Genomic DNA, 26894 nt, shown 5'->3' with positions numbered 1-26894 from the left:
TGGGAGCAGGCAAGCCAGCTCCCACAGGGTTTTGTGGTGTTGGTTGGATCCGCGTTACTTGGGATAGAGCGGCGGCAAGCTGGTGGTATCCGCCGCAGGATCGAGCTCACGCTCAGCCATCGGAATCGCCTTCACCGCACGCCACAGGTCTTCACCCAGCCAGAAATGCCCACTCTCGCTGTACAGCGCGCCGTTCAACCCATCCAACGCATCCGACAACGGCACAAACCGCGCCGCCATATCCGCGAGCGTTTCCGGCTGCTGCCGCGCCCAGGCGTCGAGGGCCTGGCGTGTAGCATGCGGGTCGTTGGCCTGGGTGGCGCGCTTGAGGTCGTCGAGCAGCGTGCGCGGGCTCGGGCCGGTTTGTGCGGCGCGCAACACGGCCGGTTGCCGGCGGGCACGCCACCACAAGCCAAAACCCAGCAGGGTCGTGCAGGTAAGGACCAATGTGCTCAGCTGCCACAGCCACAGGCGTTCATCGTCCGGCGCGGTGATGACTGTGGGGGTGGCGGGCGTGTCCACTGCCAGGCTAGGGTTGATCGCAACCTGCACGGTGCGCGCCGGCAGGCTGGTGCGCTCCAAGTGATCTTCATGGGTGTTCCACCACACCACGTCCACGGCGGGCAGTTCCAGGCTGCCGGCGCGGGTGGGCACCAGGGCTTCGCGGTCTTCGCGGCTGCCGATCAGGCCACGGTCGTTGGTCTGGTTGCCGAGTAACGGTTGGTCCGGGTAGCGGCGCAGGCCGTTGATCTCGGTGCTGGGCAGCGCAGGCAGCTGCGCGCTGGACAGGCCTTCGGCCTTGACTGTGAGGCTGCGGGTCAGGGAGTCGCCGACCTGCACATGCTCAGGCTCTGGGTTCCAGTTTTCGCTGAGGGTCAGGCTGCGTGCCGGCAGCCATGGCGTATCGGCGGGGTACAGCGCGGGCTTGGGTTTGACCACCAGCGGCAACTGCGCAGAACTGACGTGGATCAGCTTGCCGGGCTTGGTGCCTTGCAGGGTGTTTTCCTGGGGCGGGCGCGACTCCACCAGTGTCGCGCTGAAGGTCTGCGCCGGGATCGCCAGGGTGCCGCTGTGCTGCGGATAGATCGCGTAGCGGGTTTCGATCACCCCGTGGCGGATGCTGTTGATGACCTTTTCGTAGGTACGCGACTCGCCCAACTGCTCCACGCGCGCATCGGCAATTTGCAAGGGTGTGAGACTGCTGTCGTCATACAGCGACACTGAGTGGTAGACGCGCACGGTCAACAGCGCCTGAGCCTGGACGTAGACGCTGGTCTGGTCGAGGTTGGCCTCGACAAACACCGGCGCGAGCTCGGCGGCGGTGTTCTGGCTGGCGGTTTCGACCACTTGCAGGCTGATCGGCTGGGTCTGGTATTCGCCCACTTGCAGGGGCGGGATGACCACTGTGCCGTTTTCCTTGGGCAACAGGGTGATGATCCAGCGTGTGGTGGCGTGGTTATCGCCGCCCAGGGTGGTGAGTTGGTTGATCTGGCGCGTGCCGCTGACTTCGAACTGCGCATCCAGCGGCGACAGGTCGGGCTTGCCGAACTGCGTGACGTCGCTGGATTCCACCGTCAGTTCCACCGTTTCCCCGGAGTTGACGCGGCTGCGGTCGACGCTGGCGGACAGGTTCGCCGCCTGGGCGTGGCCTGCCGAGAGGGCGAGCAGGAGCAGTAGGGTGGTGCGGCGGCTCATCGAGTCTTGTCCTGATGTTGTTGCTGTTCGTACCAGAATTTGCGGCGCAGCAGTTCGCCGGGGTTGTCCGGGATTTCCTGCAGCCATTGCTCCAGGGCCTGGCGGTGTTCACCGTCGAGACTGGCGTCATTGGGGCGTAGCGGCGGGGTGGTGGTCTGTTCGTCACCCAGTTCGCTGCCCGGCACTTCGTTACCCGTGGTTTGCGGTGTGTTGCCGGGCTGGGTGTCGTCAGTGCCGGCTCCCTGACCTTGGGACGGCGGCTCGCCCCCCGTAGCGTTTTGCCCACTGGCACCCGGTTGCGCAGTTTGGCCGGGTTGGGTGGTTTCGTCATCCTCGTTTTTTGCAGGCTCGGTGGGCTCCGGTTCGGCCTGTTCCTGCATCAGGGCTTCCACCAACGCCTTGTTTTTCAGGGCCGGTTGCAGGTCGGGCTGGGCTTCGAGGGCTTGTTCGTAGGCGTCGATGGCGGCTTCCAACTCACCGGACTTGGCCAGGGCGTTACCTCGATTGTAGTGGGAGTAGGCGTCATTGCCTTCGGCAAACAGCTTGATCGCCTCGGCATAGTTGCCTGCCTCGTAAAGCGCCACGCCTTTCCACTGCGGGTCCTGGAAGTGTTCGGCGGCTTCGGCGGGGCGTTTTTTCTTCAGCAGGTATTGGCCTTGCTGGTCGGGGCGCAACCACAAGTCCTGCAAGCCGAACGCGTAGCTGGGCTGCGGCGCGCTCAACAGCAGCAGCGGCAGGCAGAACAACCAGCCACGCCGCCCGGCGCAGGCGGCGAGCAGCAGCAGGGGCAGGAGCAGCCAGTAACCCTGGTCGGCCCAGGTGTCGAGGTGCAGCAGTTGGCCGTCGTTGCGCAGGGTTTGTGGCGGGTCGAGCACGCCGAGTTGACGCAGGTCCTTGTCGTCCAGGCGCGCAGCGCGGTAGCGGCCGCCCATTTCACTGGCGAAGGCCTTGAGTGTCGGGCTATCGAGGCGTGGGACGAGGATCGCGCCTTGTTCGTCCTTGAGGAATTCGCCGCTCTCCTGGGTCACAGGGGTGCCTTCACGGCTGCCGATGCCCAGAATCGACAGGGTGGGAGCCTGGGCGCTTTGCAGCAACAGGCGGATGCCCTGGCGTTCCTGTTTGGACAGCGAGGAGCCAATCAGCAGCAGGCGACCCTGGCCGAGGCCACCTTGCTTGAGCAGGCCGAGGGCTTTCTCGACGGCCAGGTCGGCGCGATGGCCCGGCTCAGGCATGATCGACGGGCGCAGGGCTTCCAGCAGGTTGCGGCTGGTGGCCAGGTCGTCCGAGAGTGGCACTAGGGTGTGTGCGCTGCCGGCATACACAACGATGGCGGTTTGCGCATCGGTGCGCGCCTGCAACAAGTCGTACAGCTTGCGGCGTGCCTGCTCCAGGCGGTTGGGCGGGCTGTCGGTGGCGAGCATTTCCGGGGTCAGCTCCAGCAACACCACCAACGGGTCGGAAGGCTTCTGGCTGGACTGCTCCACACGCTGCCAGCTCGGGCCGAGCAATGCCAGCACGGCCAGCAGCCAGGCAATGCCCAGCACTATCCACGGTGATTTGCTCTCGCGGCCGTTGCCACCACTGAGCAACACGGCATGGAAGGCCGGCGGCAGGATCATCTGCCAACGCCCGGCGCGTTTTTGCCGGTGCCACAGGTGCCACAGCAGCCAGCCAAGCAACGGCAGCAGCAACAACCACCACGGACGAAACCAGTGCGGCCACAGGTCGATCATCGACGTCTCCGCAAACGCAGGCGCTTGAGGCGCTGACGCCACTCAGGGTGTTGTTGCAGGAATATCCCCTTGCTCGACAGTTTGTTGAACAGCCGTTGCAACGCGTTGTTCGGCCAGCGTTCTTGAATCACCAGCAACATGCTCAGCACCAAGGCCAGGGCCAGTGGCGCGCTGTACAGCGCCAGCGCCGGGCGTGCTTGGGTGGGTTGCTGTTCGACCGGCTCCAGTTGGTCAAGCGTCTCTTTGATCGCTTGCAGCTCTTCACCATCGCGAGCGCGGAAATATTGGCCGCCGGTGGCTTCGGCGATGGCCTTGAGCGCCGGTTCGTCGAGGTCCAGGCTCGGGTTGATGCCCAGAATACCCAAGGAACCGGTTTGCTCCGGGTCGGCACCGATGCCGATTGGATAGATTTTTACGCCTTCTTCAGCCGCCAGGCGCGCGGCGGTCAGCGGGTCGATCTGCCCGGCGTTGTTGGCGCCGTCAGTGACCAGGATCAGCACGCGGCTCTGCGCCGGGCGCAGGCGCAGGCGCTTGAGGGCCAAGCCGATGGCGTCGCCAATCGCGGTGTTCTTGCCGGCAATGCCGATGCGCGCTTCGTCCAGCCAGGTGCGCACGGTGCGACGGTCAAAAGTCAACGGGGCTTGCAGATACGCCTGGCTGCCAAACAGGATCAGGCCGACGCGATCACCTTCGCGCCCCTCAAGGAAATCGCCGAGCAGGTGCTTGACCAGGCTCAAGCGACTCACGTCCTCGTCCTGCCAATTCATATCCGGGAAATCCATGGACCCCGAAACGTCCACTGCCACCAACAGATCACGGCCACTGGCAGCGATTGGCAGCGGTTCGCCGAGCCATTCCGGGCGCGCGGCAGCGGTGAGCAGTAGCAACCACAGCACCACGAACGGTGCTTGCTGGCGCCAGCCAGGCAGGTTGACGCGGGCGCGGCGACGGGCCAGGCCTTCGAGGTCGCTGAGGTAGCTGACTTTCAACGCGGGCTCGCCACTGTCGGCGGCCGGCAGCACGAGGCGCATCAACCACGGCAAGGGCAACAGGGCAAAGATCCACGGCCAGGCGAACTCAAACATGTTTGCGAATCCAGGTGTCGACGGCTTGGGTCAGGCCGGCGATGGCCTTGTCGTCGAGTTTGCATTCGGGTTTATAGGCACCTTCTACCAATACCATCCAGCGCGTGAGGCCGGCAGCGGGGCAGCGGTTGTCGAGGAATGCCAGCCATTTGCGGCCGTTGAGGGTGTGGCTCTGGCTGTAGGGGTAGTCGTTGCGGCACAAGCGCTTGAGCAGGCCATTGAGCTGTTGCAACCAGGCACCGGCGGGCGCGCCATCGTAAGGCTTGGGCATTAACGCAAGCTCTGCCAGGGCGGCGATGCGCAGCGGGTCCAGCGGTTGTTCGGCACGGGCGATGGGGCGGCGGGTCGGCAGAAAGCGGCGCAGTGACCACAGGCCCCAGCCGAGCAGCGGAATCACCAGCAGCAACAGCCACCAACCCGGCGCGGGCGGCCAGAAGCCGATGGCGGGTGGGGCGATCAGCGGTTGCAGTTGGTCAAGGCTGCTCATTGTTTTTTAACCGGGCGTTGCGGGTTGAGGTATTCGCGCAGTTGCTCGACCATTTCGCTCTGGGTGCTCAGGGGCATCAACAGCACGCGCAGTTTCTGCGCGAGCAGCTCCCAGCGCGCAATGCGCGCTTCGGCCTGGGCCTTGTAGGCCTGGCGCAGGTCGAAATTCAGTGTGTCCAGTTCCAGCTGGGCGCCGCGCTCGGCAAAACGCAGCAGCCCGGCGGCAGGCAGGGCGTGGTCGAGTGGATCGGAAATCGGTAGCAGCAACAAATCGCAATGTCTCGACAGCAAGCTCAGCTGTTGCTCGGCGCCTTCGGTCAGCGCACGTTCGTCGCAGATCACAATCACCAGGCTGCCAGGGCGCAACACCTCGCGGCCACGGCGCAGGGCCATGCCGAGGGCGTCGGCTTCGGGGCGGCTTTCGGTGCTCAGGCTCTGGTTGACGCGCACCAAGCGGTTGAGCAGTTGCAGCAGGCTTTGCTTGCTGCGGCGCGGCTTGATTTCATAATGCTCGTTGTCGCCAAACACTAGCCCGCCCACACGGTCGTTATGCCCCAGCGCGGCCCAACCGATCAGGCTGGCGGCCTGGGCGGCCAGCACCGACTTGAACATCTGCCCCGAGCCGAAAAACAGCCGGCAGCTTTGCTCCACCATGATGAAGATCGGCCGCTCGCGTTCTTCATGGAACAGCTTGGTGTGCGGCTCCTGAGTGCGTGCGGTGACGCGCCAGTCGATGGTGCGCACATCGTCGCCGGCCTGGTACACGCGCACCTGGTCGAAGTCCACGCCACGCCCGCGCAGCTTGGAGTGGTGCAGGCCGATCAATGGGCTGCGCTGGCTCGGCGTGGAAAACAGCTGCACTTCGCGCACGCGATGGCGCATCTCGATCAATTCGCTGAGCGTGGCGCGGATCCCATCACCGGCGTTCATGGGTTTCAAGCGACGGCAACGACGTCGAGAATGCGCTGCACCACACGGTCCTGGTCAATGCCAGCGGCTTCGGCCTCGAACGACAGGATGATGCGATGGCGCAGCACGTCGAACAGTACCGCCTGGATATCTTCCGGGCTGACGAAGTCGCGACCGGCCAGCCAGGCATGGGCGCGGGCACAGCGGTCAAGGGCGATGGAGCCGCGTGGGCTGGCGCCGTAGGCGATCCACTCGGCCATTTCCGGATCGAACTTGGCCGGGGTGCGCGTGGCCATCACCAGTTGCACCAGGTATTCCTCCACGGCGTCGGCCATGTACAGGCCGAGGATTTCCTTGCGCGCGGCGAAGATCGCCTGCTGGCTGACACGCCGCTCTGGCTTGGTTTCGCCGTTGAGCGCTTCGCCACGGGCTTGTTGCAGGATGCGTCGCTCGACGGCGGCGTCCGGGAAGCCGATTTTCACATGCATCAGGAAACGGTCGAGCTGGGCTTCGGGCAGCGGGTAGGTGCCTTCCTGCTCGATGGGGTTTTGCGTGGCCATCACCAGGAACAGCGGCGACAGGTCGTAAGTGCTGCGACCGACGCTGACCTGACGCTCGGCCATGGCCTCCAGCAAGGCTGACTGCACCTTGGCCGGGGCGCGGTTGATTTCATCCGCCAACACCAGGTTGTGGAAGATCGGCCCTTGCTGGAACACGAAACTGCCGGTTTCCGGGCGATAGATCTCGGTGCCGGTGATGTCGGCGGGCAGCAGGTCGGGGGTGAACTGGATGCGATGGAACTGCGCTTCGATGCCTTCGGCCAACTCTTTGATGGCCTTGGTCTTGGCCAGGCCTGGCGCACCTTCCACCAGCATATGGCCGTCGGCGAGCAAGGCGATCAGCAAGCGATCGATGAGTTTTTCCTGGCCGAGAATCTGCGTAGAAAGAAAGGTTCGCAGCGCAAGCAGCGCTTCACGATGTTCCATCGATGACGGTTCCTGGAGAGATGAGTCGGGGCATCGTGAAAAATGCCAAGGCCTGGGGCGTCTACTTTAATGCATCGAGGGGGGCGGCGACTAACGGAGTAACGGGTATTTTTGGCAATACTTGTAGGATTTTCGTGTGTAACGCACAAACAGAGGCACGCGTACTTTCTGTTGCGAACACCGTTACTGTGGGAGATGGCTTGCCTGCGATGGCATCGCCCTGGTCTGACTGATAGACCGAGTCGCCCGCATCGCAGGCAAGCCAGCTCCCACATTTGATCGTTGGTGCGGTTTAAATCCGGGTGAAGGTGCCGGTACCGTTGAGAATGTTCTGCAAGGTCTCTTCAACCTCGTCCAGGTCGGAGGCGGCTGTGGCGTGGGTGATCTCCAGCTGGTCCTTGCCGCCCAGGGCATCGGCATCACCTGCGGACAGTTCAACCAGCAGGGTCGTGGCGCCCAGGGTGACTTTCAGCCCGTCGAGGGTCGACGGTTCGTAATCCCAGGTCAGTTCCACTTCGTCCTCATCAGGGTAGCGGGTCAGCATGAACATCTCGCCGTTCTTGCCGTGGCAGCAGAGCATCGCCATGTTGTCTTCTTCGTCATCGCACGGGGTGACCATCAGGGCGTCGGTTTTCAGCTGCAGCATGGGGAATCCTGTCTGGGGTAGGGCGTAATGCGGGCAATTGTGCCATTGCGGCGAATTTTGTGCTGCATCCTGTGTCAGACCCAGTGCATGACCTGACGGGCACTATCAGTCACTTCTGGTACTCGCAGGCCGTTCAAAAGCCAGTTTTTTGGCCGGAAAATGCGGGTTGCCCAAGTCGCAACCCCACGCCTGCTTACCGATGACCGAATATGTCGCAGCGTCGCAAGCAGCGGGCTTCCCACACTCGTTAAGCTGCGCAACGGATGTGCCCTGTGCCGGGAACCTGACCTGCCCGTCGTACCGTCGCCTGGCAAGGCGTATGTCCAATGGAAGTTGTATGTGACCTGACTGTCTTGTCCAGCTTCACTCACCTGTCACCCTGATTCGCTAGTGTGCTTATATCAGTACCAGCGAACAGCGCTGACGGTCTCCCCGCAAGGGGATAACACGCGACGCTTCCATCAATAACAAGCCCAAGCGGAGTACCACAGATGGCGTTCTTCACCGCAGCCAGCAAGGCCGACTTCCAGCATCAACTGCAAGCGGCACTGGCGCAGCACATCAGTGAACAGGCACTGCCACAAGTGGCGCTGTTCGCTGAACAATTTTTCGGCATCATTTCCCTGGACGAACTGACCCAGCGTCGCCTTTCCGACCTGGCCGGTTGCACTCTTTCTGCGTGGCGCCTGCTTGAGCGCTTTGACCATACCCAACCGCAAGTGCGGGTCTACAACCCCGATTACGAACGTCATGGCTGGCAGTCGACCCACACTGCGGTCGAAGTGCTGCACCATGACCTGCCATTCCTGGTGGACTCGGTCCGTACCGAGCTGAACCGCCGCGGCTACAGCATCCACACCTTGCAGACCACCGTGCTCAGCGTACGCCGTGGCGCCAAGGGCGAGCTGCTAGAAATCCTGCCAAAAGGCACCCAGGGCGAAGGCATCCTGCAAGAATCGCTGATGTACCTGGAAATCGACCGCTGCGCCAACGCCGCCGAACTGAACGTGCTGAGCAAAGAGCTGGAGCAGGTGCTGGGCGAAGTACGCGTGGCCGTGGCTGATTTCGAACCGATGAAAGCCAAGGTCCAGGACCTGCTGGCCGGTATCGACGCCAGCCAGTTCAGCATCGACGGCGAAGAGAAGGCCGAGATCAAGAACTTCCTGGAATGGCTGGTGGGCAACCACTTCACCTTCCTCGGCTATGAAGAATTCGTGGTACGTGACGAGGCAGATGGCGGTCATATCGAATATGACGCCGATTCGTTCCTCGGCCTGACCAAACTGCTGCGCGCCGGCCTCACCGCCGACGACCTGCGCATCGAAGACTACGCCGTGGCCTACCTGCGTGAGCCGACCGTGCTGTCGTTCGCCAAGGCCGCGCACCCGAGCCGCGTGCACCGCCCGGCGTATCCGGACTACGTGTCGATCCGTGAGATCAGCGCCGACGGCACAGTGATCAAGGAACACCGCTTCATGGGCCTGTACACCTCCTCGGTGTATGGCGAAAGCGTGCGGGTCATTCCGTACATCCGTCGCAAGGTCGCGGAAATCGAACGCCGCTCCGGTTTCCAGCCCAAGGCTCACCTGGGCAAGGAGCTTGCCCAGGTCGTCGAAGTGCTGCCCCGTGATGATCTGTTCCAGACCCCGGTCGACGAACTGTTCAGCACCGTGATGTCGATCGTGCAGATCCAGGAACGCAACAAGATCCGCGTGTTCCTGCGCAAAGACCCGTACGGTCGTTTCTGCTACTGCCTGGCCTACGTGCCACGCGACATCTATTCCACCGAAGTGCGCCAGAAGATCCAGCAAGTGCTGATGGATCGCCTGAAGGCTTCGGACTGCGAGTTCTGGACCTTCTTCTCCGAGTCCGTGCTGGCCCGTGTGCAGTTGATCCTGCGCGTCGACCCGAAGAACCGCCTGGACATCGACCCGCTGCAACTGGAAAAAGAAGTGGTACAGGCTTGCCGCAGCTGGCAGGACGATTATTCCAGCCTGGTGGTGGAAAGCTTCGGCGAGGCCCACGGCACCAATGTGCTGGCGGATTTCCCGAAAGGTTTCCCGGCCGGTTACCGCGAGCGTTTCGCTGCGCATTCGGCCGTAGTCGACATGCAGCACCTGCTCAGCCTGACCGAAGCCAACCCGTTGGTAATGAGCTTCTACCAGCCGCTGGGCCAGGTTTCCGGCCAGCGCGAGCTGCATTGCAAGCTCTACCACGCCGACACCCCGCTGGCGCTGTCCGACGTGTTGCCGATCCTGGAAAACCTCGGCCTGCGTGTGCTGGGTGAATTCCCGTACCGTCTGCGCCATGCCAATGGCCGAGAGTTCTGGATCCATGACTTCGCGTTCATTGCCGCCGAAGGCGTGAACCTGGACATCCAGCAGCTCAACGACACCCTGCAGGACGCGTTTGTGCACATCGTGCATGGCGACGCCGAAAACGATGCGTTCAACCGCCTGGTACTGACCGCCGGCCTGCCATGGCGCGACGTGGCGCTGCTGCGTGCCTACGCCCGTTACCTGAAGCAGATCCGCCTGGGCTTCGACCTGGGTTACATCGCCAGCACCCTGAACAACCACACCGACATCGCCCGCGAATTGACCCGGTTGTTCAAGACCCGCTTCTACCTGGCGCGCAAGCTCACCGCCGAAGACCTGGAAGACAAGCAACAGCGCCTGGAGCAAGCGATCCTCACCGCCCTGGACGACGTCCAAGTGCTCAACGAGGACCGCATCCTGCGTCGCTACCTGGACCTGATCAAGGCCACCCTGCGCACCAACTTCTACCAGACCGACGCCAACGGCCAGAACAAGTCGTACTTCAGCTTCAAGTTCAACCCGCACGCGATCCCTGAATTGCCTAAGCCAGTGCCGAAGTTTGAAATCTTCGTGTACTCGCCACGGGTTGAGGGTGTGCACCTGCGCTTCGGCAACGTCGCGCGCGGCGGCCTGCGCTGGTCCGACCGTGAAGAAGACTTCCGTACCGAAGTGCTTGGCCTGGTAAAAGCCCAGCAAGTGAAAAACTCGGTCATCGTGCCCGTGGGTGCGAAGGGCGGCTTCCTGCCGCGTCGCCTGCCATTGGGCGGCAGCCGGGACGAGATCGCGGCCGAGGGCATCGCCTGCTACCGCATCTTCATTTCCGGCCTGCTGGATATCACCGACAACCTGAAAGACGGCGCCCTGGTGCCGCCGGCCAACGTCGTGCGCCATGACGACGATGACCCGTACCTGGTCGTCGCAGCGGACAAGGGCACTGCGACCTTCTCCGACATCGCCAACGGCATTGCCATCGACTACGGCTTCTGGCTGGGCGATGCGTTCGCTTCCGGTGGTTCCGCCGGTTACGACCACAAGAAGATGGGCATCACCGCCAAGGGCGCGTGGGTCGGTGTGCAGCGTCACTTCCGTGAGCGCGGTATCAACGTGCAGGAAGACAGCATCACCGTGGTGGGCGTCGGCGACATGGCCGGTGACGTGTTCGGTAACGGCCTGTTGATGTCCGACAAGCTGCAACTGGTCGCAGCGTTCAACCACCTGCATATCTTCATCGATCCAAACCCGAACCCGGCCACCAGCTTCGTCGAGCGCCAGCGCATGTTCGAGCTGCCACGTTCGGCCTGGACCGACTACGACACCAGCATCATGTCCGAAGGCGGCGGTATCTTCTCGCGTAGCGCGAAGAGCATTGCCATCTCGCCACAGATGAAAGAACGCTTCGACATCTCGGCCGACAAACTGACCCCGACCGAACTGCTGAACGCCTTGCTCAAGGCGCCGGTGGACCTGTTGTGGAACGGCGGCATCGGTACCTACGTCAAGGCCAGCACCGAAAGCCATGCCGACGTGGGCGACAAGGCCAACGACGCGCTGCGCGTCAATGGCAACGAGCTGCGCTGCAAGGTGGTAGGCGAGGGCGGCAACCTCGGCATGACCCAGCTGGGTCGTGTGGAATTCGGCCTCAATGGCGGCGGTTCCAACACCGACTTCATCGACAACGCCGGTGGTGTGGACTGCTCCGACCATGAAGTGAACATCAAGATCCTGCTCAACGAAGTGGTGCAGGCCGGTGACATGACCGACAAGCAACGCAACCAGTTGCTGGCGAGCATGACCGACGAAGTCGGCAACCTGGTGTTGGGCAACAACTACAAGCAGACCCAGGCCCTGTCCCTGGCTGCGCGCCGTGCCTACGAGCGTGCCGCCGAGTACAAGCGCCTGATGAGCGACCTGGAAGGCCGTGGCAAGCTGGACCGCGCGATCGAGTACCTGCCGACCGAGGAGCAGCTCACCGAGCGCGCCGCGAATGGCAAGGGCCTGACCCGTCCGGAGCTGTCGGTGCTGATCTCCTACAGCAAGATCGACCTCAAGGAAGCGCTGCTCAAGTCCCTGGTGCCGGATGATGACTACCTGACCCGTGACATGGAGACCGCGTTCCCACCGAGCCTGGTCGCCAAGTTCTCCGAGGCCATGCGTCGCCACCGCCTGAAGCGTGAGATCGTCAGCACCCAGATCGCCAACGACCTGGTCAACCACATGGGCATCACCTTCGTTCAACGACTCAAGGAGTCAACGGGCATGAGTCCGGCGAACGTTGCTGGCGCTTATGTGATCGTGCGTGACATCTTCCACCTCCCGCACTGGTTCCGTCAGATTGAAGCCCTGGACCACCAGGTTTCCGCTGACGTGCAACTGGAGTTGATGGACGAACTGATGCGCCTGGGCCGCCGCGCGACGCGCTGGTTCCTGCGCAGCCGTCGCAACGAGCAGGACGCTGGGCGTGACACCGCGCACTTCGGTCCGCACCTGGCGGCGTTGGGCCTCAAGCTCGACGAACTGCTGGAAGGCCCGACCCGCGAAGGCTGGCAGAACCGTTACGGCAAGTACACCGAAGCCGGTGTGCCGGAGTTGTTGGCACGCATGGTTGCAGGCACTACTCACCTGTACACCTTGCTGCCGATCATCGAAGCCGCCGACGTGACCGGGCATGACGCCGCCGAAGTGGCCAAGGCCTACTTCGCCGTCGGCAGCGCCCTGGACCTGCCGTGGTACCTGCAGCAGATCAGCGATCTGCCGGTGGCCAACAACTGGCAGGCCCAGGCCCGTGAAGCCTTCCGCGATGACGTGGACTGGCAGCAACGCGCGATCACCATCTCCGTGCTGCAAATGGCCGACGCGCCACAAGACATGGAAGCCCGCGTGGCCCTGTGGCTTGAGCAGCACAAGGACATGGCAGAGCGTTGGGTGGCGATGATGGTGGAAATCCGTGCCGCTGTGGGTACGGACTACGCCATGTACGCGGTGGCCAACCGTGAGTTGCTGGACCTGGCGTTGAGCGGTCAGTCGGTGCTGCAACCGGCTTGATTCAGCTGTAAGACAAAAAGCCCCGTATCCTGAGATACGGGGCTTTTTTTTCGGTTAAAAACTGGCATTGGCCAGGCACGGCTGGATGACTCTTTTCAAGCCGTTGTTGTTTGTAGGCAACAAGAACGTTGCGGTCAGCGGTTTGCCACCCTTTTTGGCGGGCGCTATTGAGAGTTTTAGTGTCTGGCCGCGTGAGGCATCGCTGGCCCAATAGGCTAATTCGTCGTGCGGAACAGTAGCACTGAGCGCAAATATCGTACCGATCTGGAATGCACCGCCGTAAGTCCAGACGCCGTTTACCGAGTGATCGATGGCCGTGCGTGTTGCAGTAGTGATGCGCAATGGCCCATTTGCGCTGGCGTCTGGTCCTTCGAATGGCGCGATGTCAAAGCCCAGTGATTCCGGTGTGATTTGCAGTGCAATGCTGGCGGTCGGGCTCTTTGGGAAACAGCTGATCTCAAGGCTGGCCTTGACGTGGTAGTCGCCGTAAGCGCTGCCACCGAAGGTGCGGGCGGTCAGCATCGGGCTGTCCGCGTAGGGTTGTTCAACCAACCACACGGGGGTTGCCGGGGTGATGATGTCAGTCCCGGCAGTTAACGCGTCGCCGGCCCGTAGATCGGCACTGAACTGCGTAATGACCAGGCCAGTGACCAGTGCGAAAGTGAGGGGGTGCATAGTGCTATTCATCCGTGTTCAAGGCTTTAGGAATGAACGCAGTTTTGCAGTTCTATAACCGTCCGTGCTGTCGGTGATTTCGTAAATCAGCGGTGTAATTGTAGTCAGTCAGGGTGGGCCATCTGGTCCTAGTGGCTGAGCAATTTGGCTTCCAGGTGATCCAGATGTTGGGTCATCAGGTTTTTTGCGCTGTTCACATCGCGTTGTTCTACGGCATTCACAATCGCTTCATGCTCTTGCCACGCGCAATAGGTGCACGCCTTCGCTTCGTACTGGGCAATGATCAAGGAGGTCAACGGCACCAGGCTGTTGAGAAATTGCGCCAAGGGCGCGTTACGCGCCATCGCTGCGAGTTGCAGGTGGAATTCTCCGGAGAGGCGAATGGCTGGCCCGCGTTGGTCCCGTTCAATATGCTCGCGTTCCTGAGCAATCAGTTCGCGTAGATGCCGGATTTGCGTCGACGTGGCCTGCGCACAGGCCAATTGCACCACGGTGATCTCCGTCAGCCGCCGCGCTTCCAGGATTTCCCGGGCTTGCTGCGCATCCGGCGCAGCCACCTGGGCGCGCTGGTTGGGACGCAGAATGATCACTTGCTGATGGGACAGCTTTGCCAATACGCGACGAATCACGCTGCGGCTCACCCCGAAGATCTCGCCCAGGCCTTCTTCGGTAAAGCGGCTGGCCGGGGCGATACGCTGTTCAAGAATGGCGTCGAACAGGCGCGGGTAGATGTCATCGACCGAAGGCTTTTTACCGGCGACCAGGCGCAGGGTCGGGAGGATAGGTTCGTAGTGCAAGGCGTGGGCGGTCATGGCCTGTCTCCAAAAAATCAGCTACCCAGATGGTCGTCCGGGATGTTCAAGCGAATGCCCATGCGCAAGCCTTCCTGAAGGATGTGCCGACGCATCTCGGCGCTGGCCAGGGCGCTGTTCTTGTTGCGGATGGCGCGCACCACGGCTTCGTTTTCCTGCAGGCGCTCTGCCAGGTGTTCTGGCGAGTTGCGCAGTACCTGGGCGCTTTGCTTGAGGGCGTTGCTGGTCTGTTGCACCACGTTCTGGAAGATCGGGTTGGAGGTGAGGGCGAACAGTTCTTCGTGAAAACCTATGTAGGCATTCATTCCGGCCTCTGCGTCACCCGCGTCGAGGGCTTCGCGCATGTCCATCAGGGTCAGGCGCAGTTGGCCGACTTCCTTGCTGCTGATGGACTGGGCCACCAGGCCGACGATGAAGGGTTCGAGGGTGTAGCGCAGTTGCAGGATGTCTTCCAGGCTGGCGTCGGCCACGGCGTCGCTGGATTGCGGCTCGCTGACGCTGGTTTCCAGCACCACCACGCCTTTGCCGGGCATGGAGCGCACCAGCCCGAGGGTTTCCAGTACGATCACCGCTTCACGCAGGCTGGGGCGGCTGATGCCCATCTGTTCGGCCAGTTCGCGCTGGCCGGGGAGCATTTCACCCCGGCGCCACTGGCCACGCGCCAGGGCGGCGCGGAGTTTTTCTACCACTGAATTGACGACGGTTGAGGTGCTGATCACGTCTACCTCTCCTTTATGTTGCGAATACATTAGCGAGCATGGCGACTCTTAACTGTGGGAGCGGGCTTGCTCGCGAATGCGGTCATTCAGTCAATCCATCTGTGACTGACCCAGCGCTTTCGCGAGCAAGCCCGCTCCCACATTTGAACGGTGTCGCTCATGAAATCGGTCAGAACTCTTGGTGCGCGGGCAGTACCGGTTTCTTGGCCTGGAAGGCATACCCTTGCTGGCCGTCGAGCACCTTGTTGGCGCGCTGGATGTCGATGTCTTTTTCCCAGCGGGCGATGGCCACGGTGGCGACGCAATTGCCGATCAGGTTAGTCAATGCGCGACCGATGCCCATGAACCAATCCACCGCCAACACCAGCACCAGGCCCACCACCGGGATCGCCGGAATTGCCGTGAGCGTCGCCGCCAGGATCACCAGCGCTGACCCGGGGATCCCGTGGGCGCCTTTGGAGGTGATCAGCGATACCAGCAGGATGGTCATCAGATCAGTCATCGACAGCGGCGTGCCGGTGGCGTTGGCGATAAACACGATGGCCAGGGTCAGGTAGATGGAGAACCCGTCGAGGTTGAACGAATACCCGGTCGGAATCACCAGGCCCACGGTGGAGCTGCCGATGCCCAGATGTTCAAGTTTACGCATGATCTGTGGCAGCACGGCGTCGGAGGAGGCGGTGCCCATCACGATCAGCAGCTCTTCACGCAGGTATTTGAGCAAAGGCAGCATGCGCAGGCCCGACAGACGCATTACCAGGCCGAGGATCAGCCCGACGAAGGCAAAGCAGGTCAGGTAGAACAATCCCACCAGGCTGCCCAGGTGTTGCAGGGAATCCAGGCCGTAGGTGCTGGTGGTAAAGGCAATCGCGCCGAACACACCGATGGGCGCGAGGCGCACGATCATGCCCATGATGCGGAAGATCACATGGCTCAGTTCATTGATCAGCCGCGAGATGCCCGAGGCGGCTTCGCCCACCAGGTTCAACGCACTGCCGAACAGCACCGAGAACAGCAACACCTGCAACACGTTATTGTCGGCAAAGGCGCCGATCACCGAGTTGGGGATCAAGTCCATGAGGAACTGGCTAGTGCCGCGGATGTGCTGGCCCTTGTCGGCCAGTTCATTGAGGCCGGCGGACGACAACTGCTCCAGGTGGATATTGGCGCCTTGGCCGATACCGGTGCTGAAAGCCATCACCAGGCCGATCACCAGGGCGACGGTGGTCAGTATTTCAAAGTAGATCACCGACTTGAGGCCGATGCGTCCGACTTTCTTCAGGTCGCCCGCGCCGGAAATGCCGCTGACCACCACGCAGAACACGATCAGGCCGATCAGCATCTTGATCAGCTTGATAAAGCCGTCACCCAGGGGTTTGAGTTGCGAGGAGAATTCGGGAAGGGCCAGACCGCAGAGGATGCCGAGCATCAGGCCAATCACGACTTGCAGGAAAATCGAACGCGAGCACCATCTGAGCATGGGAGGGATCTCTATTCGGTGCCCTGGTGGTTCCAGGGCTTAATTGTTGTGGTCTTACCGGTAAGTCCAGTGCGCGGCCAGTCTACGCCCGGTATTTTTGAAATCACAAGCAATTATTTGGCGGTTGACAGGTCCCGGTCTGACCAGTTGGTCGGTAAGGGTGATGCTTGAGCGGTTGGCGCGAGGGAAATTTTTTCGCTTATCATCCGCCGCTCGGCACATGAGGTGATGGATGGACGCACCAGGACTGACCACCGACGAAACCGGGCAGACCTACTGCACCTGGCGCACGGCCGCGCCGGAATACCCGCGTTACCACGACCAGGAGTGGGGCGTGCCGGTTGCGGATGATATCCAGCTGTACGAGAAGATCTGCCTGGAAGGCTTCCAGGCGGGCATGGCGTGGATCACCATCCTGCGCAAGCGTGAGCAGTTTCGAGCGGCGTTCGAGGGTTTTGATTTTCGCCGGGTCGCGCAGTATGGCGAGGCGGAAATTGCGCGGTTGATGCAGGACCCGGGCATCGTGCGTAATCGGGCCAAGATAGTGTCCACCATCAACAATGCGCGCCGGGCCTGTGAGCTGGTGGACGAGTCGGGTTCGTTGGCACGCTGGTTGTGGGCGTTTGAGCCCAATGAAGATGAGCGCCCGACACGGGTGGATATGGCTTATTGGACGGGCAACCCCACATCACCGGCTTCGGTACGTTTATCGAAAGCCTTGAAGAAGCGTGGTTGGACCTATGTGGGGCCGACCACGATGTACGCGTTGATGCAGGCGATGGGGATGGTCAATGATCATTTAGAAGGCTGTGTCTGCCGGCCACAGATCGAAGACCTGCGCCGCCAGTTCAAACGCCCCTAATACCTGACGAAACACAGTTCAAACTGTGGGAGCTGGCTTGCCTGCGATAGCGGTGGGTCAGCCGAAACATCTGTCACTGATACACCGCTATCGCAGGCAAGCCAGCTCCCACATTTTTACTGCGGTGTGGCGGATTATTGTGGCAAGGGGGTAAGCACCTCAGCCTTGTCATCCAGCACCATCACTACCAGCAACTTGGCCGGTTTTGTCTGGCTGGCATTACTCGATTCAAAGTGCCGCGAACCAGCAGGTTCGTAGAACGATTCGCCGACCTGGTAGGTCTTCGCTTTCTCATCATTCACCCGCGACGTAATCGCGCCTTCCAGCACATAGGCCACGGCCGTGCCCGTGTGGCTGTGGGGCACGGTGGCCTGGCCGGGGGCGTAGTCCACGGTGAGCATGATGGTTTTCTTGCCGGGTACATTGGTCAAAGCGTGTTCTTGCAAGACCTTGATCGACTCCTGGTTGTACACCGGTTCGTGGGCAAAGGCGCTGAGCGAGGCGAGCATCAGGGAGGCGGCGAGCAGTCGTTTCATGGCGAAGTTTCCGAGTAGTTCGAGACTTCTTTACCCTACGCCGCAAGGCCTGGGTGACCAATGACCAATCCTGGCTAAGACCAGGAGACCAATGCTTCAGTGGTCGAAATCCAGGCGACGGGCCAGGTGTTCACGGGTCAATTCGATAAAGCCTTGCAGGGCCGGCAATGCGAAGTGTGCGCTGAGCTGCTCGGCACAGGCCCAATGACCCGTGACGGTCCACAGATCGCGGTCTATCGGGTCGCGGTGCACCCTGTAATCCAGGCAGCCGGGGGCGGTGCGCACGGCGTCGGCTATCTGCTGCAGGCGCTTGCCCAGTTCCGCTGAGCGCCCGGCTGTCGCACGGACATGGACAGTGTTGAAGGCACAGGCTGGCATGGCGATGGTCTCCGAGGTCGGGTCAGTGCACAGGCTAGAGCCTGACTGAGCCAGGACCAATGACCAATCCGGCGGAAAATCCACTAGCCAATCTGCTGAAGAATGTCTCGCACCTTGTCCAGCGCCGGGTCGATGTCCAGGGTTTCGATGGCGCCGAAGCCGATGATCAGCCCCGGGCGGACCGGCGCATCGTGGAAAAATACATCCAAGGGGTACAAACCCACTTCTACCCGGCGCGCCAGTTCCATCAGCAACGGGATGTTCACCGGCACCTTGCACAGCGCCGCCATGTGGAACCCGGCCACGGTAGGTACCGCCTCGAACCACGGCGACAAATCACCTGCCAGGCGTTGCAGGATGCGTTCACGGCGCCCGGCGTAAACCGTGTGGCAACGACGGATATGCTTGAGCAGGTAGCCTTCACTGATGAACTTGGCCAGGGCCCATTGCGGCAGTGTGGAACTGTGCTGGTCGGTCAGCTGCTTGGCCTTGAGGACTGCGCCATAAATCGCGGGTGGCAGCACCGCGTAACCGAGGCGCAGCTCCGGCAGCAAGGTTTTCGAGAAGGTGCCGACGTAGGTCACCACGCCACGGGTGTCCATGCTTTGCAGGGAGTCGGTAGGTCGCCCTTCGTAGCGGAACTCGCTGTCGTAGTCGTCCTCGATAATGATCGCGCCCAGTTCGAACGCCCGCGCCAGCAAGGCTTCACGGCGCGGCAGGCTCATCGGCATGCCGAGCGGGAACTGGTGGGATGGCGTCACGTAGATCAGGCGTGTGCCGTCGGGAATCTGGTCGACGCGGATACCCTGTTCGTCCACCGGCACGCTGGCGACACGGGCGCCCATGGCCATGAACATTTGGCGCGCAGGGCTGTAGCCGGGGTCTTCCATGGCGACAATGCTGCCCGGTTCCAGTACCACACGGGCGATCAGGTCCAGCGCCTGCTGCGCGCCGTTGGTGACCACGATGTCGCTGTCACGGCAGTTGACCCCGCGTGAAAACGCGATATGCCCGGCAATGGCACTGCGCAGCGCCGGCAAGCCTTCGGGCTGGCTGTAGAAACCGCTGTTTTGGGCGATGCGGCGTAGAGCGTCCTGTGTGCAGCGCCGCCATTCATCCTGGGGGAACTGGTTGCGGCTGGTGGCGCCGCCGATAAATTCATAGCGCAGCGTGCTGTCGCGGGTGGGGTGGCGCATGGGCGAGGGCAGTGATTGCCACTTCGCCAGGTTGGCGGCGCAGGCCAGGTCGGTGGCGGTTTGCAGGCGTTCGGTCTGTGGCGCACGGGCGTTGACGAAGGTGCCGCGACCGGTCTTGCCGATCAGCAATCCCTCGTAGGTCAGGGTGGCATAGGTGTCCGACACGGTCTTGCGTGACACACCCAACTGCTCGGCGAGCAAGCGGCTGGGCGGCAGCTGCGCGCCGGCCGCCAGGCGCCCGGAGCCAATGGCTTCACGCAACTGTTGGTACAACTGTTCGGCCAGATCCTTACGGCCGTTGATCACAACGTGCAGTTCCATGTCTTATTCCGGGCATTTACTTTGCGCCAAGCGTACGCGGGTGCGCGGCAGGCTCAAAATGGTCTCTGCATAAACCGGCCGATTGGCTATAGGGCTTATGCCCTGTGGGTTCTAGGCTGGACGGTCATTGAACCTACCGCCAGAGAGCAATCCCCATGGAACCCCGCCTGGATTACTACACCGCCTCACCGCAGGCGCTCAAAGGCATGCTGATGCTGGAGGCGACGACCTTCGGCTTGTCCATCGAAAAGCCTTTGCTGGAACTGATCAAGATCCGTGTCTCGCAGCTCAACCACTGTGGTTTCTGTACCGACATGCACTCGATGGCGGCACGTCAGCGCGGCGAGACCGAGCGACGTTTGTTCGCGTTATGCGTCTGGCGGGATTCGCCGTTCTTCACGGCGCGGGAAAAGGCCGCGTTGGCCTGGAGCGAATCGGTCGCGACACTGCCGACCTCGGTGGTATCGGATGAACTGTTCGCCGCCGTGCGGGTGGAGTTCAGCGAGCAGGAACTGGTAGACCTGACCATGGCGGTGTCCAGCATCAGTGGCTGGAACCGCCTGGCGGTCAGTTTTCGACAGCAGCCGCCGAATGCCTGATCAGGACAGGAAACCACCGTCCACGTTCAGCGACACACCGGTGGTGTAGCTCGATGCATCGCTGGCCAGGAACAGCACCGCGCCAGCCATTTCGCTCGGGTCGGCCACGCGCTTGAGCGGGATCTGCGCCAGCGCCATTTTCAGGATCGCGTCGTTCTTCACCAGCGCCGAGGCGAACTTGGTGTCGGTCAGGCCCGGCAGCAGGGCATTGCAGCGAATGCCGAACGCTGCGCACTCCTTGGCGAACACCTTGGTCATGTTGATCACGGCGGCCTTGGTCACCGAGTAGATGCCCTGGAATACACCGGGGGAAATCCCGTTGATCGACGCGACGTTGATGATGCTGCCGCCGCCGTTCTCGCGCATCAGCTTGCCGGCTTCCACGGACATGAAGAAGTAGCCACGGATGTTCACGTCAACGGTCTTTTGGAACGCACCGAGGTCGGTGTCCAGCACGTTGCAGAACTGTGGGTTGGTCGCGGCGTTGTTGACCAGGATATCCAGGCGCCCGAACTGTTCGCGGATACCGGCGAACACTTGGGTGATCTGTTCCATTTCACCGATATGGCAGGCCACGGCCGTGGCTTTGCCGCCATCGGCGATGATTGCGTCGGCCACGTGCTGGCAGCCTTCCAGCTTGCGGCTGGATACGATTACATGGGCGCCTTGCTGGGCCAGCAACTTGGCGATGGCCTCGCCGATGCCACGGCTGGCGCCGGAAACGAATGCGATCTTGCCGTCGAGGTCGAACAGGTGGGTCTTGGACATAGCGGTTCCTTAAAGGGACGATTTGCTGATGACGTTCAGGCTCATCTGCTCCAGCAGCGTGTTCATGTGAATGAACTGCGCAAAGCGTTTGTCCTGGGTCTGGCCATGGAAGAAGCGGTAGTAGATCTGCTGCACGATGCCGGCCAGGCGGAACAGGCCGTAGGTGTAGTAGAAGTCGAAGTTGTCGATCTGGATGCCCGAGCGTTCAGCGTAGTAGTCGACGAATTCACGGCGGGTGAGCATGCCCGGCGCGTTGCTCGGCTGGCGGCGCATCAGTTGCACCGGCGCCGGGTCGGCCGCTTCGATCCAATAGGCGAGGGTGTTGCCCAGGTCCATCAGCGGGTCGCCGAGGGTGGTCAGCTCCCAGTCCAGCACGCCGATGATTTGCATCGGGTTGTGCGGGTCGAGGATCACGTTATCGAAGCGATAGTCGTTGTGCACGATGCTGGAGGTCGGGTGGTCGGCGGGCATCTTGTCGTTGAGCCAGGCGCGTACCGCTTCCCAGCGCGGCGCGTCGGGGGTCAGGGCTTTTTCGTAGCGATCGCTCCAGCCACGGATCTGGCGCTCTACATAGCCTTGCGGCTTGCCCAGGTCGGCCAGGCCGCAGGCGCTGTAGTCCACCTGGTGCAGTTCGACGAACTTGTCGATGAAGCTTTTGCACAGCGCTTCGGTCTTGGCCGCGTCCAGGCCCAGTTCAGGCGGCAGGTCGGAGCGCAGGATGATGCCGCTGACCCGCTCCATCACATAGAACTCGGCGCCGATCACTGACTCATCGGTGCAATGCACGTAGGCCTTGGGGCAATAGGGGAAGCCATCTTTGAGCTGGTTGAGAATGCGGTACTCGCGGCCCATGTCGTGGGCGGACTTGGCCTTGTGGCCAAAGGGCGGGCGACGCAGCACGAATTCCTGGCCAGGGTATTCCAGCAGGTAGGTCAGGTTGGACGCGCCACCGGGAAACTGGCTGATGGTGGGCGTGCCGCTCAGGCCGGGGATATGGGCCTTGAGGTAGGGATCGATCAGGCTGGCATCAAGTTCTTCGCCTGGGCGAATCTGGGTCGATTGGTCGTTCAGCGCCATGCTTATCCCTTCTGCTTATTCTAAAGGCCTTGGACTATTTCCTAATCTAATGCGCACAACCGCCCAGCGACAAGGTCGGGGCGGCTTAATAGGTTAGCGTGTTGGACGATGATCAGCGTGCCTGATCGGTCATTTAGTGGGCGAGGGCAGGGCAACCGGCGTGAGCACCGGGCGACCGGCAAAGTATTCCACCAGGTTGTCGGCCACGCGCTGCACGGTGTCATGGGCCGCTTCGGGCGACAGGCCCGCGACGTGGGAGGTGAGCACGGTATTGCTGAGTTTCTTGAGGGCGTCGGGCACTTGGGGTTCGTCGTCGAATACATCCAATGCGGCGCCACCGATGCGGCGTTGCTCCAGGGCGGCGACCAGGTCGGCGGTGACTACCACGCTGCCACGGCCAATATTGACCAGGTACCCATTCGGGCCCAAGGCATCCAGGGCGTGGCGATCGATCAAGTGGCGGGTGCTGGAGCCGCCGGGCGTGGCCAGGATCAGGAAGTCCGAGGTGCGCGCCAGTTCCACCGCAGTGGCGCAGTAGGTGTAGTCCACATCATCGCGTGGCTGGCGGTTGTGGTAACTCACCTCCATGCCAAAGCCCAGGGACGCGCGCTTGGCGATTTCCAGGCCCACCGCACCCAGCCCGAGGATGCCCAGTTGCTTGCCGCCCAGGGACGGGCGCATCACTTTCGGCCATTCGCTGCGGCGTACGGCGGCGTCGGTCTGCGGGATGCCGCGCACCAGCGACAGCAGCAGTGCCATGGCGTGATCGGCCACCGACGGCGCATTCACCCCGGCGCCATTGGTCACGACGATCCCGCGATTGCTGGCGGCTTGCAGGTCTACGTGCTCGTAGCCGGCACCGATCACACAGATGATTTCCAGCAGGGGCAGGGCGGCGATTTCCTCGGCGTACAAGCCCAGCGGGCCACGGGTCAGCACGGCCCTGATCTGGCTGCCATGGGCCTTGATGGCTTCGGCGCGTTCGGCGGGTGTCGGTGCCAGGATCACATGAAAGTCATTGCCCTCGATGATGGGCAGGTATTCGTTGATGGTTTCAACCAGGACCAAAACAGTAGCGGTCATCGGAAGGCTCTTCCTGAAGGGTTTGAGGGGAGGAGTATGCCGTATTTGTGCGGTCAGAAGCGGACCTCGGCCGCGCATGTACGCTTCACGAACGCCCCGGCAAGGGTCGCATTGTGATGCTCGATAATCGCTTCGGCCTTGAGTGCCGGTGTGTCCATGCAGGTATGGCCGTCTTCCGGTAGCACCACCGAAAACCCTAATTCCACGGCTACCCGGCAAGTGGTGTCGATGCAGAACTGGGTTTTCATACCGGCGATCACCAGGTCTTTGACCTGCGCTGCTCTCAGTTGCTGTTCTAGATTTGTGCCCAGGAAGCAGCTGGGGCGGGTCTTGTTGAACAGGTGATCGCGGGACTCATCCACCTCAAGCTCATGCCACAACTGCCAGAGCGGGCTCCCGGCTTCAATCGGTGAACCTGCCGGGCCGGTGTGACGGGCGAAGAAGATCGGGGCGCCAGCATGGCGTGCACGCTGAATCAGCAGGTTGAGGGTGGCGAGCACGCGTTCGCGCTCGAAGGGTTTTTCCGGGCCATCGTATAAGCCGGTTTGCAGGTCGATGATCAGCAGGGCGTCAGCCATGGTGTTGCTCCTTGTGATAGCCATATGGACGGAGCAATAAAAAGGCCCCGTCCATCGCTGGCGGGGCCTTGGGTTGAATCTGTGAAGTGTCTAGCTCAGGCACTCACAGCCACCGCGCGACCCGCCGTAAGCGGTCGTGGTGGTGGTGCGGGTGAGGAAGCGCTGGAAAATGTTCATGGCCTGATCATGCCGGGACGGAGGAAGGGCTGTCAACGGCCAGTAGGGCATTTCGTGCAGCAACCAGGAACTCATCCGACAGACCAATGCCACGTGTTGCACGCGCCAGGGTCACTGCGCCAATCATCATCGCGTAGTTGGCCAGCATTGCCTGGCGATCTCCATCCTGTAGCTGCGCAAAGACCTCCAGCGACTTCTCGACGCCCTCAATAAAGGCGTGCTGCAAGGCGGTGTCGGCGGGTTCATGGCACATGTCCGGGGCGAAGGCCGACACAGGGCAGCCATCGCCAGGGTTGTCGCGATGGGTGGCTGTCAGATAAGGCCCCATCACGGCCTCGCGGGCAGCCTGTTGATCTTCGCTGTGATCGATTTTTGCCTGCCAGCCCTGGTTCGCTTGCTCGAATGCCTGCTGGCAGGCTTCGGTGGCGAGGGCTTCCTTGGAGGCGAAGTGCCCGTAGAAACCGCCGTGGGTCAAGCCAGCGGCGGCCATGACGTCTGACAGACTAATGCCGTGCAAGCCGCGTTCGCGAAACAGATGCGTGGCAGCCTCGACGATGATTTCGCGATTGAGTTCGGCTTGTTTGCGGGAAACGCGAGGCATGGCAGGGCTCTCTGGATAAACGGCGGATGCTGGATGAAAACTACAGGATCACGTGCGATTCTAAAATAGATTTGTGCGGGAATGTATATTCCACATTCAGCCGCACGCCCCGAATACCGCCGTATACAGGTGCCCCTGCGGGCCTGCACCGCACCACCGTTCCTCAGCTAAGTCTTTGCTTATTCACAAGAATCCCGGACAATCCGGCCCCTTCTATGGTCGGGGCGCTGCCTGTCAGGTTTTTCTGACTCGTCCCGGCCGTGTAAATGCGGAGATCCGACCGGATGAATGATCAGGCCAATAGCGTCGACGAACGCTATGCAACGACACCTGCAACCCTCACAAGCTGGAGCCGCCAGGACACCACCTGGATGCTTGGCCTGTTCGGCACCGCCATTGGCGCCGGTACGCTGTTCTTGCCGATCAACGCGGGCCTGGGTGGCTTTTGGCCGCTGGTGATCCTCGCGCTGCTGGCGTTCCCGATGACCTTCTTCGCCCACCGTGGCCTGACCCGTTTCGTGCTGTCCGGCCGTGAAGGCTCCGACATCACCGACGTGGTTGAAGAGCACTTCGGCATCAAGGCCGGCGCGCTGATCACCTTGCTGTACTTCTTCGCCATTTTTCCGATCCTGCTGATCTACAGCGTGGCGTTGACCAACACCGTCGGCAGCTTCATGGAGCATCAACTGCACATCATGCCGCCACCACGGGCGCTCCTGTCGTTTGTGCTGATCCTCGGTCTGCTGGCCGTGGTGCGTTGCGGTGAGCAAGTGATCGTCAAGGCGATGAGCCTGATGGTGTATCCGTTTATCGTCGCGTTGCTGTTCCTGGCGGTGTACCTGATCCCGCACTGGAATGGCGGCATTCTCAGCACCGCCAGCGTGGTGCCTGCGCCGTCCGCATTGCTCAGTACCTTGTGGCTGGCGATTCCGGTGATGGTGTTCTCGTTTAACCATTCGCCGATCATTTCGGCCTTTGCGGTGGACCAGAAGCGCCAGTACGGCGTCCACGCTGATGAGCGCAGCTCGCAGATCCTGTCTCGCGCGCATCTGCTGATGGTGGTGATGGTGCTGTTCTTCGTGTTCAGCTGCGTGCTGACCCTGTCGCCGGCGCAGCTCGCCGAGGCGAAGGCACAGAATTTGTCGATCCTGTCGTATCTGGCCAACCACTTCAATAATCCGACCATCGAGTTTGCAGCGCCGTTGATCGCGTTTGTGGCGATTGCCAAGTCGTTCTTGGGGCATTACATCGGTGCGAGTGAAGGCCTCAAGGGGCTGGTGCTGAAGACCGGTCGTCGTCCTGAGGCCAAGCGTCTGGACCGGATGACGGCGGCGTTCATGTTGGTGGTGTGCTGGATCGTTGCGACGTTGAACCCAAGCATTCTCAGGATGATTGAGGCGCTGGGCGGTCCGATCATTGCTTCGATCCTGTTTCTGATGCCGATGTATGCCATCCGTAAGGTGCCGGCCATGGCCAAGTACCGTGGGCAGGCGTCCAATGTGTTTGTCACGGCGGTGGGGTTGGTGGCGATCAGTGCGGTGGTTTATTCGTTTTTTGCTTGAGGCTGGTGTGGTCTGTCTGACTGCACGTTACTTGCGATAGCGGTCTGTTGGTGTACATATCCGTTGCTGCGGTGATGGCTGATATTGGTTCCGCCCTTACGGCGGGTCACTTTCGAAAAGCGCGAAAGTAACCAAAGCGCTCTTGCCCCAACACTCGGCACCTCGCTTAGGCTCGGTGTGCCCTCACTCCGGCTTGAATCCGTGGGCCGCCGCGATGGGCCATCCTTGGCCCAGCGCGGCTAACCCGGCGTCCTGCCGGGTTACCCACGGATTCAAGCCTGCGTTCGGCCAGCGTGTTTGACGGGGCGCCTCAGATCAAGATCAAGAGCGACTTGCTTCGCATCGTAGATACGTTGGTGTGTATCCCGTTTTTTTGCATCATCGTTGACGACCATCGCGGGCAAGCCCGGCTCCCACAGGGCAATGCGCAGGCTTCAACGATTCGGTCGGCTACTAGGCCGCCGCGCTTTGCTTTTGATCGTGATCTTGATCTTAGGCGGCCCCCCAAATCACTGTCGGATTACGGGCACACCGAGCCTAGGCGAGGTGCCGAGTGTTGGGGCAAGAGCG

At 61.7% G+C, this 26894-nt stretch carries 23 protein-coding genes; 4 read left to right on the top strand and 19 right to left on the bottom strand.

The features are described 5' to 3' along the window. Positions 1-54: 54 nt before the first annotated feature. The 7 genes from WH299_RS25635 to WH299_RS25605 all read right to left on the bottom strand — a co-directional run bounded on the left by WH299_RS25635 (position 55) and on the right by WH299_RS25605 (position 7540). On the bottom strand, positions 55-1695 hold the full coding sequence (locus WH299_RS25635; protein WP_339496485.1) for a BatD family protein: 1641 nt from the start codon (positions 1693-1695) through the stop codon (positions 55-57). Then, a complete protein-coding gene (locus WH299_RS25630) occupies positions 1692-3428 on the bottom strand; it encodes a tetratricopeptide repeat protein (RefSeq protein WP_028616474.1) in 1737 nt (578 codons plus the stop codon). Before WH299_RS25630 ends, WH299_RS25635 begins: the two co-directional genes overlap by 4 nt. Continuing rightward, positions 3425-4513 (bottom strand): vWA domain-containing protein, encoded by a 1089-nt coding sequence (locus WH299_RS25625; protein WP_122728225.1) that lies wholly within the window; start codon positions 4511-4513, stop codon positions 3425-3427. The genes WH299_RS25630 and WH299_RS25625 overlap by 4 nt, the downstream gene beginning before the upstream one ends. Then, positions 4506-5000 (bottom strand): DUF4381 domain-containing protein, encoded by a 495-nt coding sequence (locus WH299_RS25620; RefSeq protein WP_028616472.1) that lies wholly within the window; start codon positions 4998-5000, stop codon positions 4506-4508. Before WH299_RS25620 ends, WH299_RS25625 begins: the two co-directional genes overlap by 8 nt. After that, positions 4997-5929: a DUF58 domain-containing protein gene (locus WH299_RS25615; RefSeq protein WP_068935907.1), complete on the bottom strand. Its 933-nt coding sequence runs from the start codon at positions 5927-5929 to the stop codon at positions 4997-4999. Before WH299_RS25615 ends, WH299_RS25620 begins: the two co-directional genes overlap by 4 nt. 5 nt (positions 5930-5934) lie before the next feature. Then, positions 5935-6894, bottom strand: coding sequence for an AAA family ATPase (locus WH299_RS25610; protein WP_003174327.1), 960 nt, complete (start codon positions 6892-6894; stop codon positions 5935-5937). A gap of 292 nt (positions 6895-7186) precedes the next feature. Beyond that, entirely contained in the window at positions 7187-7540 is a 354-nt protein-coding gene (locus WH299_RS25605) for a hypothetical protein (protein ID WP_339551650.1), read from the bottom strand. 491 nt (positions 7541-8031) lie between these two features. Here WH299_RS25605 and WH299_RS25600 point away from each other — a divergent pair, with 491 nt between their 5' ends. Next, positions 8032-12900: an NAD-glutamate dehydrogenase gene (locus WH299_RS25600; RefSeq protein WP_339551648.1), complete on the top strand. Its 4869-nt coding sequence runs from the start codon at positions 8032-8034 to the stop codon at positions 12898-12900. 54 nt (positions 12901-12954) lie between these two features. On the opposite strand, the gene WH299_RS25595 is transcribed toward WH299_RS25600, so the two are convergent. The 4 genes from WH299_RS25595 to WH299_RS25580 all read right to left on the bottom strand — a co-directional run bounded on the left by WH299_RS25595 (position 12955) and on the right by WH299_RS25580 (position 16601). Next, positions 12955-13575 carry a hypothetical protein gene (locus WH299_RS25595; RefSeq protein WP_122684804.1) on the bottom strand — a complete coding sequence of 207 codons (621 nt, stop codon included), beginning with the start codon at positions 13573-13575 and terminating at the stop codon, positions 12955-12957. 128 nt (positions 13576-13703) lie between these two features. Then, entirely contained in the window at positions 13704-14387 is a 684-nt protein-coding gene (locus WH299_RS25590) for a GntR family transcriptional regulator (protein WP_339551647.1), read from the bottom strand. Positions 14388-14404: 17 nt separating this feature from the next. Next, positions 14405-15106: a FadR/GntR family transcriptional regulator gene (locus WH299_RS25585; protein ID WP_012724653.1), complete on the bottom strand. Its 702-nt coding sequence runs from the start codon at positions 15104-15106 to the stop codon at positions 14405-14407. A gap of 169 nt (positions 15107-15275) precedes the next feature. Beyond that, positions 15276-16601: a C4-dicarboxylate transporter DctA gene (locus tag WH299_RS25580; protein WP_174890959.1), complete on the bottom strand. Its 1326-nt coding sequence runs from the start codon at positions 16599-16601 to the stop codon at positions 15276-15278. 217 nt (positions 16602-16818) lie between these two features. Here WH299_RS25580 and WH299_RS25575 point away from each other — a divergent pair, with 217 nt between their 5' ends. Then, the gene (locus WH299_RS25575) at positions 16819-17448 is read left to right on the top strand and encodes a DNA-3-methyladenine glycosylase I (protein ID WP_122728215.1); all 630 of its coding nucleotides are present in this window, start codon (positions 16819-16821) and stop codon (positions 17446-17448) included. Positions 17449-17582: 134 nt separating this feature from the next. Here the strand turns inward: WH299_RS25575 and WH299_RS25570 are convergent, their stop codons facing one another. The 3 genes from WH299_RS25570 to pdxR all read right to left on the bottom strand — a co-directional run bounded on the left by WH299_RS25570 (position 17583) and on the right by pdxR (position 19879). Beyond that, positions 17583-17984: a cupin domain-containing protein gene (locus WH299_RS25570; protein WP_123477791.1), complete on the bottom strand. Its 402-nt coding sequence runs from the start codon at positions 17982-17984 to the stop codon at positions 17583-17585. A gap of 96 nt (positions 17985-18080) precedes the next feature. Then, on the bottom strand, positions 18081-18362 hold the full coding sequence (locus WH299_RS25565) for a putative quinol monooxygenase (protein ID WP_122728211.1): 282 nt from the start codon (positions 18360-18362) through the stop codon (positions 18081-18083). Positions 18363-18445: 83 nt separating this feature from the next. Next, on the bottom strand, positions 18446-19879 hold the full coding sequence (gene pdxR / locus WH299_RS25560) for a MocR-like pyridoxine biosynthesis transcription factor PdxR (protein ID WP_339551644.1): 1434 nt from the start codon (positions 19877-19879) through the stop codon (positions 18446-18448). Between the two features lie 155 nt (positions 19880-20034). Here pdxR and WH299_RS25555 point away from each other — a divergent pair, with 155 nt between their 5' ends. After that, positions 20035-20478, top strand: coding sequence for a carboxymuconolactone decarboxylase family protein (locus WH299_RS25555; RefSeq protein ID WP_099491571.1), 444 nt, complete (start codon positions 20035-20037; stop codon positions 20476-20478). On the opposite strand, the gene WH299_RS25550 is transcribed toward WH299_RS25555, so the two are convergent. The 5 genes from WH299_RS25550 to WH299_RS25530 form a co-directional block, all read right to left on the bottom strand. Next, entirely contained in the window at positions 20479-21246 is a 768-nt protein-coding gene (locus tag WH299_RS25550) for an SDR family oxidoreductase (RefSeq protein ID WP_010210056.1), read from the bottom strand. It lies immediately after the preceding gene. A 9-nt stretch (positions 21247-21255) separates the two neighbouring features. After that, the gene (locus WH299_RS25545) at positions 21256-22323 is read right to left on the bottom strand and encodes a phosphotransferase family protein (RefSeq protein ID WP_122728204.1); all 1068 of its coding nucleotides are present in this window, start codon (positions 22321-22323) and stop codon (positions 21256-21258) included. A gap of 129 nt (positions 22324-22452) precedes the next feature. After that, positions 22453-23406, bottom strand: a complete 954-nt coding sequence (locus WH299_RS25540; protein ID WP_122728202.1) for a 2-hydroxyacid dehydrogenase — start codon at positions 23404-23406, stop codon at positions 22453-22455. Positions 23407-23459: 53 nt separating this feature from the next. After that, entirely contained in the window at positions 23460-23984 is a 525-nt protein-coding gene (locus WH299_RS25535) for a cysteine hydrolase family protein (RefSeq protein WP_123477784.1), read from the bottom strand. A gap of 184 nt (positions 23985-24168) precedes the next feature. Then, positions 24169-24762, bottom strand: a complete 594-nt coding sequence (locus tag WH299_RS25530) for a TetR/AcrR family transcriptional regulator (protein WP_122728198.1) — start codon at positions 24760-24762, stop codon at positions 24169-24171. Positions 24763-25046: 284 nt separating this feature from the next. Here WH299_RS25530 and WH299_RS25525 point away from each other — a divergent pair, with 284 nt between their 5' ends. Beyond that, the gene (locus tag WH299_RS25525) at positions 25047-26324 is read left to right on the top strand and encodes a serine/threonine transporter (RefSeq protein ID WP_339551643.1); all 1278 of its coding nucleotides are present in this window, start codon (positions 25047-25049) and stop codon (positions 26322-26324) included. Positions 26325-26894: the final 570 nt, after the last annotated feature.

The organism is Pseudomonas sp. MYb541, assembly GCF_037479595.1.
In the GTDB taxonomy this organism is placed as follows: domain Bacteria; phylum Pseudomonadota; class Gammaproteobacteria; order Pseudomonadales; family Pseudomonadaceae; genus Aquipseudomonas; species Aquipseudomonas canadensis.
The sequence above is the reverse complement of the archived record's forward strand: the minus strand, read 5'-3'. Positions and strand labels throughout refer to the sequence as shown.